General features: G+C 73.1%; 8 protein-coding genes and 1 pseudogene. 3 read left to right on the plus strand and 6 right to left on the minus strand.

Going from position 1 to position 8,837, the window contains the following annotated elements:
• Positions 1-49: 49 nt before the first annotated feature.
• From ACFE64_RS06230 to ACFE64_RS06240, 3 genes and pseudogenes are all read left to right on the plus strand, one after another.
• On the plus strand, positions 50-1,906 hold the full coding sequence (locus ACFE64_RS06230) for a hypothetical protein (RefSeq protein ID WP_375391594.1): 1,857 nt from the start codon (positions 50-52) through the stop codon (positions 1,904-1,906).
• A gap of 251 nt (positions 1,907-2,157) precedes the next feature.
• Positions 2,158-2,652: pseudogene (locus tag ACFE64_RS06235) on the plus strand (D-aminoacylase); the annotation flags it as partial.
• A 203-nt stretch (positions 2,653-2,855) separates the two neighbouring features.
• Positions 2,856-3,464, plus strand: a complete 609-nt coding sequence (locus tag ACFE64_RS06240; RefSeq protein ID WP_375391595.1) for an amidohydrolase family protein — start codon at positions 2,856-2,858, stop codon at positions 3,462-3,464.
• Here ACFE64_RS06240 and ACFE64_RS06245 read toward each other — a convergent pair.
• From ACFE64_RS06245 to ACFE64_RS06270, 6 genes are all read right to left on the minus strand, one after another.
• Positions 3,461-4,174 carry a ZIP family metal transporter gene (locus tag ACFE64_RS06245; protein WP_375391596.1) on the minus strand — a complete coding sequence of 238 codons (714 nt, stop codon included), beginning with the start codon at positions 4,172-4,174 and terminating at the stop codon, positions 3,461-3,463. The genes ACFE64_RS06240 and ACFE64_RS06245 overlap by 4 nt on opposite strands.
• An 81-nt stretch (positions 4,175-4,255) precedes the next feature.
• The gene (locus ACFE64_RS06250; protein WP_375391597.1) at positions 4,256-6,292 is read right to left on the minus strand and encodes a TonB-dependent receptor; all 2,037 of its coding nucleotides are present in this window, start codon (positions 6,290-6,292) and stop codon (positions 4,256-4,258) included.
• A 125-nt stretch (positions 6,293-6,417) separates the two neighbouring features.
• Positions 6,418-6,564, minus strand: a complete 147-nt coding sequence (locus tag ACFE64_RS06255) for a YdeI/OmpD-associated family protein (RefSeq protein WP_375391598.1) — start codon at positions 6,562-6,564, stop codon at positions 6,418-6,420.
• Complete coding sequence (locus ACFE64_RS06260; RefSeq protein ID WP_375391599.1) at positions 6,561-7,205, minus strand: TMEM175 family protein; 645 nt, start codon at positions 7,203-7,205, stop codon at positions 6,561-6,563. Before ACFE64_RS06260 ends, ACFE64_RS06255 begins: the two co-directional genes overlap by 4 nt.
• Positions 7,206-8,162, minus strand: a complete 957-nt coding sequence (gene mbfA, locus ACFE64_RS06265) for an iron exporter MbfA (protein WP_375391600.1) — start codon at positions 8,160-8,162, stop codon at positions 7,206-7,208. It lies immediately after the preceding gene.
• On the minus strand, positions 8,162-8,837 hold a 676-nt coding region (locus tag ACFE64_RS06270; protein ID WP_375391601.1), incomplete at its 5' end, for a nucleoside transporter C-terminal domain-containing protein. The genes ACFE64_RS06270 and mbfA, both read right to left, overlap by 1 nt.

Consider the following 8,837-nt stretch of genomic DNA (forward strand, 5'->3'; position numbering starts at 1 on the left):
CGGCGCCGCTGGCATGTCCGGCCGCGATCGTGCTAGACGGTTGCCTCGCATGAACGGCGGATCGGTGAAGCGGGCGGGCGTGGCGGCCGGGCTCGCCCTGGCGGCCTGGGCCGCGGGGCCGGTGCGCGCGCAGGATGTCCGGGTCGCCGTCCGCGACGTCGCGGACGGTCCCGGCCCGAGCCACCTCCTCGCGATGGGCGACTGGCTGCTGGTGGTCGATCCCTGGTCGTACACGATCCGTCGCTATGCCGTCGGCGATCTGGCCGTGCCGCCGCGGACGTGCGTCTACCCGCGTGCCTTCGCGCCGTGGCGCTCGCTCCGCCGGGGCGGCGAGATCCGCATCGTCGCCGAGCCCTACGGACCTGACGTGCGGGGCTATCGCCTGCGCCCGCGATCCACCATGACGCTGACGCCGGCGCTGGTTGACGCAATGCCGCTTGCCGGGCCGTGCCGCTTCCCGATCCGCACCTGGCGCGCCACCGCCGATACGCTGCCGACGGGGCACGCGGACCCGCGCCGGCCGGGCGCGCTCATCCTTGCACTGGCATCGGGCGCGCGGGCCTCGATCGTGCCGCACGGCGGCCCCGGCGCGCAGGTCTATGCCGCGCGGACGGTGGGCGCGCTGTCGGGGGACCGCACTCTGCTGTGGTGGAGCGAGATCGACCCGGCGCCCGACGCGGCGACGATCGCGGCGGGCGTCAGCCATGCCGGCCGTGTCACCGCCCGGCAGCATCTCGGCGTCTTCGGCGCGGGCGGCGGCGCGGCGCAGCGCGTGATCGCGCTGACGGCCGCCGCCTATCCCGCGCTGCGGCCCGACGCGCCCAACCCGCCGCCCGCGATCCTCGCCAAGCCGGGGTTCGAGATCGCCGCCGCGACGACGCGCGCCGGCCGCGACACGCTGTGGCTGCTCGCCGCCGACCGGGGCGCGCGTGCGCAGCGGGCGTTCGTGATCCGCGGCATCGCGCTCGACGGGACCGAACAGGCGGTGCAACTGGTCGCCCCGGCCGGGACGGCGATCGACCGCATCGACGCCGAGATGGCCGGGCGCGCGCCGTCCGTCGCCGTCGCGCCGGCGTCGCATGACCGGGCGCTGTGGTTCGCCCGCGCCCGGGCGGAGTTGGACGCGCAGATCGCCGTGCGCTGGCGCTATCCGGCCGCCGCGATCGCGCGGCCCTGCGGCGGCGCGGACCGGTGCGCGATCGCCGCGGACGCGATCGGCGCGCTGGGGACCGGCCCCGTGTTCGCCACGCCGGTCACCGACCGGCTGGCCCGCGCGGGCGGAGCGCACTGGGTGCGCCCGCGGACGCTGGTCGGGCTGGCCGCGGGCGAGACGGTGCGCGGCGTGCCCTACTCGATCGGCGGCGACGACCTGGCCGACGCCTTCGCCGCGCGGCTGGCGACGGAATACGGACCCGGCGCGACCGCCACGCCCACGCCGATCGGCCATATCGGCGAAGGCATGGAGTGGCCCGAGGCGGCGGGTCATTACCCGCTCGGGATCGACTGCTCGGCGCTGGTCGCGCGGGTGTTCGGCCTCGGCATGCGCGCGACCGCCGCGATGGTGCGGACCGCGCCGCTCCCTGGCCCCGACGGTCGGCGCTGGGCGCTGCCGCTCGGGCCGGCGCGTTCCTGCCCGCAGCCGGTGCGCCACGTCGCCGACCTGCGCGCGGGCGACGTGCTGGTGCGCGACGGGCATGTGGTGATCTTCTCACGGGACGCCCGGATCGGCGGCGCACCGGGCTGGCAGGTGTTCGAATCGGGCTCGCGCTGCAGCGGCGTCTGCGAGAGCGTCTACGATCCGAGCTATTTCGACGGCTGGTGGATCGTGCGGCTGAAGCTCGCGGCGGGCGACGATCGCGATTGTCCGCGCTGGCTGCCTGCTGCTACGCCGGCCGCTGCGCCATGACCGTCGCCCGCCGCCTCTTGGCGCTTGCCGCCCTGCTGGGACTGGGCGCGGCTCCGGCCCCGGCGCGCGTCGATCTGCTGATCCGGGGCGGCACCATCTACCCGGGCGGCGCGGCCCCGCTGCGCGGGGATATCGCCGTGCGCGGCGACCGCATCGTCGCGATCGGGCCGCACCTGGCGATGGCGGCGGCGCGGGTGATCGACGCGCACGGGATGATCGTCGCGCCCGGCTTCATCGATCCGCACACGCATATGGGACCCGAGCTGGCGTCCGCCGACCCGCACGCCCGGCTGATTCCGGCGTTCCTGCTGCAGGGTGTGACCACCGCGTTCATCGGCAACGACGGCGGCGGCGACCCGGAGGTGCGCGCGACGCTCGCCACGCCGGCGACGCGGCCGGTGGGGATCAACTTCGCCACCTATGTGGGCTTCGGCGCGGTACGCGAGAAAGTGATGGGCGAGGCTGATCGCGCGCCTACCGCGGCCGAGCTGGCGGCGATGCGGGGGCTGATCGCGGAGGCGATGTGCGAGGGCGCGATGGGGCTGTCCACCGGGCTGTTCTATGCGCCGCAGAGCTTCTCCAAGACCGACGAGGTGGTCGCGCTCGCCCGCGAGGCGGCGCGGCGCGGCGGAACCTATGACAGTCACATCCGCGACGAGTCGGATTACACGGTAGGGCTCGCCGCCGCGATCGACGAGGCGATCGCGATCGGGCGCGAGGCGGGGCTGCCGACGCATATCTCGCACATCAAGGCGCTCGGCGCGCCCGTTCAGGGCATGCCCCGGCGATCGTCGCCAAGGTCGCGGCGGCGCGCGCAGCGGGCCAAGCCGTCACCGCCGACCAATATCCATGGGATGCTTCGGGCACGAGTCTCGTCGCCTCGCTCGTGCCGCCCTGGGCGCAGGACGGCGGCCGGCCGGCGCTGCTCGCGCGCTTCGACGACCCGGCGGTGCGCGACCGGCTCCGCGCCGCGATGGTCGAGAACCTGCGCCGGCGGGGCGGCGCGGCGAAGCTCCTGCTACCCGCGCGCGGCGAGACGCTGGCGACGGTGGCGCAGGCCCATCGCGGCGACCCGATCGCGGCCGCGGTCGCGCTGATCCGGGAAGGCGATCCGGCGGCGATCTCGTTCAACCAGAGCGAAGCGGACATCGCCACCTTCATGGCGCAGCCCTGGGTGATGACCGGCTCCGACGCCTCGCCGGGCCATCCCCGCGTCTACGGCACGTTCGCGCGCAAATATGACGTGTATGTCCGCGGCCGCCACGTGCTGACGCTGCGCCAGTTCATCGACCGCAGCACCGCGCTGACCGCCGAAACCTTCGGCCTGACGGGGCGCGGGCATCTGCGGCCGGGCGCTTTCGCCGACGTCGTGGTGTTCGATCCGAACGCCTATGCCGCGCGCGCCACCTATGCGCAGCCGACGCTGCCCGCGGCCGGCGTGCGCACGGTGCTGGTCAACGGCGCGCTGGCGGTGGATCGCGGCGCGCTGACCGGCGCCGCGGCCGGCCGTGCGCTGCCGCATCGGCCGACGCCGGGGAGCTGTCCGGGCGGCCCTTAGCGCGCCAGGCCGGCGGTCGCCGCCACCAGCGCGATGCCGAGCAGGCTCGCCGCCGCCGTGCGCGGGCGGGGATCGAGCCGGTAGCTGCGCGGCAGCAGCTCGCCGATGCCGATATAGAGGAACGCGCCGCCGAACGCGGCGAGCACCAGCGCCAGCGCCCCAGGCGATACCGGCAGGCGCAGGCCCGCCAGCACGCCGACCAGCGGCGCCGCGCCGTTGACGAGCAGCCAGCGCCGCGCCGCGGCTTCCGTGCGCGAGGCGAGGCTGAGGCTGACGACGTTGACGCCGTCGGCCAGGTCGTGGCTGAGCACCGCGGCGGCGACCACCCAGCCGACATCCGCGCTCGCCTGGAACGCCAGGCCGATGCCGAGCCCGTCGATCAGGCTGTGCAGGCTCAGCGTCGCCGGCGCGAGATGCGCGCGCCAGCTGCTCTGCGGGCCCGATCGCTCGCGGCCGAACCCGCGATTGATGAGCATGTACCCGCCCAGCCCCGCGGCGACGGCGACGGCGAGCCAGCCGCGCCCGACGATCGGGGCGCCTAGCTCGATCGCCTCGGGCAGCAGGTCGAACACCGCCACGCCCAGCACCACGCCGGCGGTAAGGCCGAGCACGAGCACCAGCCGTCGCCGCCAGCGCAGCGCCGCCGCGCCGCCCGCCAGCGTCGCCACCGACGCGGCCAGGCCGAGCAGCACGGGCGCGGTCACGCTCATCGCCATCCTCTCCTCGTCCGCGTCGCTCTCGTCAGCGGCATCGTCGGATAGCTTAATTCGACGAGCGCGTGGTGGACAACGTCAGAACGTGGCGACGCGGACGACGAAGCGCAGGTTGCGGCCGGGCAGGACGACCTCATCCTTGTTGAGCGCGGCGGCGTTGCGCTGGACGGCGTCGGTCAGGTTCTGGCCTACCAGCGCCAGCTCGATGCCGCGATGCTGCGGGAACGGCCGCACGGTTAGCTGCGCGCTCAGCTGGTTGTAGCCGGGCGTGGGCGTCCCGAACGCGCCGAACTCGTTCTGCGGGCCGGCGCGCGTGAACATCGCGCCCGCGTCGATGACCGGACTGGTATAATCGACGCCGCCGCCGATGCGGTAGGGCGGGATCCGCGGCACGTTGCTGCCGTCGTCCAGCGTCGCCCGGGTGTAATCCGCCAGCCCCCGCAGCTCGACGCTGGTGCTCGGCGTCTTGACGAGGGCATAATGCGCCTCGGCTTCCGCGCCGCGGAACCAGGCGCCCTGCTGGCGATAGTTCAGCTCGCGCAAGTCGCCGTCGCCGCCGAAGCTGCAGACGCCGTCGTCGTCGCAGGTGCGCCCGGTCAGGTCGCCATAGACATAGTTGTTGAACCAGGAGCTGTAGAGGCTGCCTTCGAACCGCACCCGGTCGCCGCGGACACGCAGCGTGGCTTCGAGCGAGTTCGCCCGTTCGATGCGCAGGTTGGGGTCGCCCGTTTCGAACGTGTCCGGCCCGTCATGGCCGCCGCGCGCGAACAGCTCGGTGATGAGCGGCGCCCGGCCGGTGCTCGACGCGGTGAAGCCGAGCTTCACCACCCTGCTGAGATCGTAGAGCGCACCGACCGAGCCGCTGATCGGCGTGAAGTCGCGCACCGTCGCGACGTCGGAGGCGGGCGTGCCCCGCACCCGGACATGCTCGACGCGCCCCGCGACCTGCAGGTGCAGCGCCTTGCCGATCGGCGTGTCGGTGAACAGATAGCCGGCCTGCGTATCGGTGACGGTGGGGAACAGGTAGCTGCTGTCGTCGCCCAGCGCGGAGAAGGCCCGGTGCTGGATCTCGACGCCCAGCGCCGAATTCTGCACCGCGCCGAGCGGCCCGAACAGCAGCTCCGCCCGGCCGTCCGCTTCCCGGTTCTTGAACGTGCTGTCGACCGAGCCGTCCGGCTCGTTCTCCGTGTGGTTGTAGTCCGCGTAGTTGCCGTCGACGTTGAGCGAACGGACCAGCCCCTGGCCGAGCGCGAAGGACGAGCGTGCCAGCACCTTGGTCTGGTGCATGTTGATGAAGGTGGTGTCGCTGGGGATGCCGTAGCGGGCGTCGTACTGCTCGATCGCGGCGCCGACGCGGCTGCTCTTGTCGTCGCCGAAGAAATAGGTCGCGCCCAGATTCTCGCCGTGACCCTCGAAGAACGAATTGGCCTGGCGGCCGAGCGGCGTGTCGTAATCGCCCGCATTGCGATAGAATCCGTCGGCATGCGCGGCGATGTCGCCGGACCGGCCGTCGATCATCGCCGTGCCCTCCCCGGTGTTCGACACGCTGTCGAACGCACCGCTGACCTCGCCCGTCAGGTCCTTGGTCGGCAGCTCGGTGGGCACGCGGTTGTTGAGGATGTTGACGACGCCGCCGATCGCCTGGCTGCCGTAGCGCAGCGCCGCCGCGCCGCGCACCACCTCGATGCTCTGGGCGGACAGCGGATCGATCGGGATGCCGTGATCCGGGCCAATATCCGACACGTCGGACGAGCTGCCGCCATCCTCCAGCACGCGGACGCGCGCGGCGTCCTGGCCGCGGATGATCGGGCGGCTCGCGCCCGACGCGAAGCCGGTGGCGGCGATGCCGGGGACGCCGGCAAGCGCGTCGGCGATGCTGGCGCCACCCGTCTTGAGGACGCCGTCGCGGCTGACCTTGGAGACGATCGTCGGCGTCTCGACCCCCAACGGCGTGCCGGTGACGATGATGTCGCCGCCCGTGCGCGGCTGGGTCGCTCCCGGCGCGGCTGGCGCCGGTGCCTGCGGGTCGGACCCCGAGGCGGGCGTCGCCGTCTGCGCCAGCGCCGGTGCGGCGGCCAGCGCCAGGAGGCTCGCACCCATCAACAGCTTCATCATCGTCAACGCTCCACGCCCATCCACGGCGGCGGACGCCTAACGATGATGTTACAACATATCAAGCATCCAGACCGCCGGCGGGCTCGGCCGGTCGCGCAGCCGCCTCCGCTGGTCGGGGCCGCCCGTCATTGCGCCGCCATCGCGACGCACTTCGCCACGCGGCAGGCGCGCGTTTCCGGCTTCTTGGCGGTTTCGATGATGTGGCCAACCTCGCCCGCGCCGGGCGCGCCCGGCGCGATGGTGAAGGTGCGGCTCGGCGCGGCGTCGGTCATGCCCGCTCCTTTGCGGGGCGGTCCAGCCAGCGGGTTAGGCCGCGCCGCCAGAGCGGGATGGTGCCGAGCAGCGCCAGCCCCATCGACGCATAGGGCAGCACCGCCACCGCCGCCGCCGCGGTGACCGCCGCGAACACCACCGACTGGCCGCGGCGGCGCACATAGGCGATGTAGGCGGGATCGACGCCGGGCATCACTACCGGCGGCGAGGTGACCAGCCGCTGCACCCGCACATTGGCGAGCGCCGCGAGCAGCAGCCAGCCGGTGTAGAGCAGCGCCGGCACGCGGCCGAGCGGGTTGGCGCTCATGAAGGCGGTGACGAACGGCATCGCGGCGATCGTGAACAGCATCACCAGGTTGGGGAAGATCAGCCGATCGTCCCACGTCCGCGCCAGCGCGAAGGCGCGGTGGTGCCCGGCCCAGAACGCGCCGATGACGAAGAAGCTGATCGTGAAGCCCATCATCGCGGGCGACAGGTTCACCAGCGTAATCAGATAATCCCGGCGTGAGGCGGCGTCGGGCAGATGCGGCGCGTGCAGGTCGATCACCAGCAGCGTGATGGCGATCGCGAACACCGCGTCGGAGAAGAAGATCAGCCGTTCGAGCTTGTGCCCGGGGCCGGAGAGCTGGTGTTCCTCCACCTAGCCCGTTCCGATAAGGATGCCGGTCGCGACCACCAGCGCGCCGCCGAGCATCACCTTGGCGGCGGCCGACAGCGGCGGCGTCTCCATGTAGCGCCACTGGATCCAGGCGATGATCCCGAGCTCGACCACCGCCACCAGCGCCGCCAGGATCGTCGCCGTCGCGAAATCGCCGAGCAGGAAAGGGAGCGTGTGACCGATCCCGCCGGCGGTGGTCATCGCCCCGCAGACCAGCCCCCGCAGCAGCGGCGCGCCGCGGCCGGAGAGCTTGCCGTCGTCGGCGAGCGCCTCCGCGAACCCCATCGAGATGCCCGCCCCGAGGCTGGCGGCGAGGCCGACCAGCAGCGCGTCGTGCGGCCGATGCGTGGCGAAGGCGGCGGCGAAGACGGGCGCGAGCGTCGAAACCGACCCGTCCATCAGCCCGACCAGCCCGGGCTGGACGATCTGGAGCACGAAACGGCGCTGCGCGTGCTCGTTCTCGGTCGCGCGGGTTTCGCCCGGCAGGCGGCGGGTCTCGATCTCGCCGGCCGCCTGCAGGTGCTGCTGTTCGGCCGCGACCAGATCGCCGAGCAGCTTGCGTACGCCCGCGTCGGTGGTCCGCGCCGCCGCCTCGCGATAGAAGCGCGCGGCATTAACCTCCATGCGTTGCGCCTCCTCGCGCACCGCGTTGATCCCGCGCAGCAGCGTGGTGCGCGGCGAGGCCGGCGCGGGCGCGCCATGCACCTCACGGCGCGTGATGTAGGGGATGTGGTTGCCGAAGCGCGCGACATAGAGGTCGATCAGCGCGCGGCGGTGGCCGTCCTCCTCCGCCGCCATCTCGTCGAACATGCCGGCGGTGTCGGGATAGCCGTCGCGCAGCTCGCTCGCGTAATCGGCATAGATGCGGCCATCCTCCTCCTCGTTCGCGATGGCGAGCGCCAGGACCTCGCGTTCGCTCAGATCGCCGAACCGGCGCATCAGCCGATCATCAGCCCGGCGAGCGCCGCCGACATCAGGTTGGCGAGGCTGCCCGCCGCCAGCGCGCGCAGCCCGAGCCGGGCGATGACGGGGCGCTGGTTGGGCGCGAGGCCGCCGGTCGCCGCCATCTGGATCGCGATGGAGGAGAAGTTGGCGAAGCCGCACAGCGCGAAGGTGACGATCGCGACGGTGCGCGGGCTGAGCGTCGCGCGCGCATGGCCGAGATCGATGAAGGCGACGAACTCGTTCAGCACCACCTTGGTCCCGAACAGCCCGCCCGCCACGCGCGCCTCGCTCCAGGGGATGTTGAGCAGCCACATCACGGGGGCGAACAGCGTGCCGATGATGAGCTGGAAGCTGAGCTCGGGGTGGCCGAACCAGCCGCCCAGCACGCCGAGCAGGCCGTTCGCCAGCGCCACCAGCGCGACGAAGGCGAGCACCATCGCACCGACCGCCACCGCGATCTTGACGCCGACCTGCGCGCCGTTGGCCGCGGCCATGATGATGTTCGCCGCGCGCTCCTCCTGCTCGTCGGCCCGGCTGTCGATGGCGCGCACCGCGGCGTCCTCGGCGGCGAGCGGCTGCTGCGCCAGCGGCAGCTCGCCGGCGGGAACGCGCGCGTCGGGCATGATGATCTTGGCCATCAGCAGCCCGCCGGGCGCGCCCATGAACGAG

The sequence above is a fragment of the uncultured Sphingomonas sp. genome (assembly GCF_964250165.1).
Taxonomy (GTDB): Bacteria; Pseudomonadota; Alphaproteobacteria; order Sphingomonadales; family Sphingomonadaceae; genus Sphingomonas.

Bases quoted from the DNA above. Each gene is read 5' to 3' on its own strand.
- ACFE64_RS06230 (WP_375391594.1), top strand. From the start codon at position 50: ATGAACGGCGGATCGGTGAAGCGGGCGGGCGTGGCGGCCGGGCTCGCC.
- ACFE64_RS06245 (WP_375391596.1), bottom strand. From the start codon at position 4,174: ATGAGCGTGACCGCGCCCGTGCTGCTCGGCCTGGCCGCGTCGGTGGCG.
- ACFE64_RS06250 (WP_375391597.1), bottom strand. From the start codon at position 6,292: ATGATGAAGCTGTTGATGGGTGCGAGCCTCCTGGCGCTGGCCGCCGCA.
- ACFE64_RS06255 (WP_375391598.1), bottom strand. From the start codon at position 6,564: ATGACCGACGCCGCGCCGAGCCGCACCTTCACCATCGCGCCGGGCGCG.
- mbfA (WP_375391600.1), bottom strand. From the start codon at position 8,162: ATGCGCCGGTTCGGCGATCTGAGCGAACGCGAGGTCCTGGCGCTCGCC.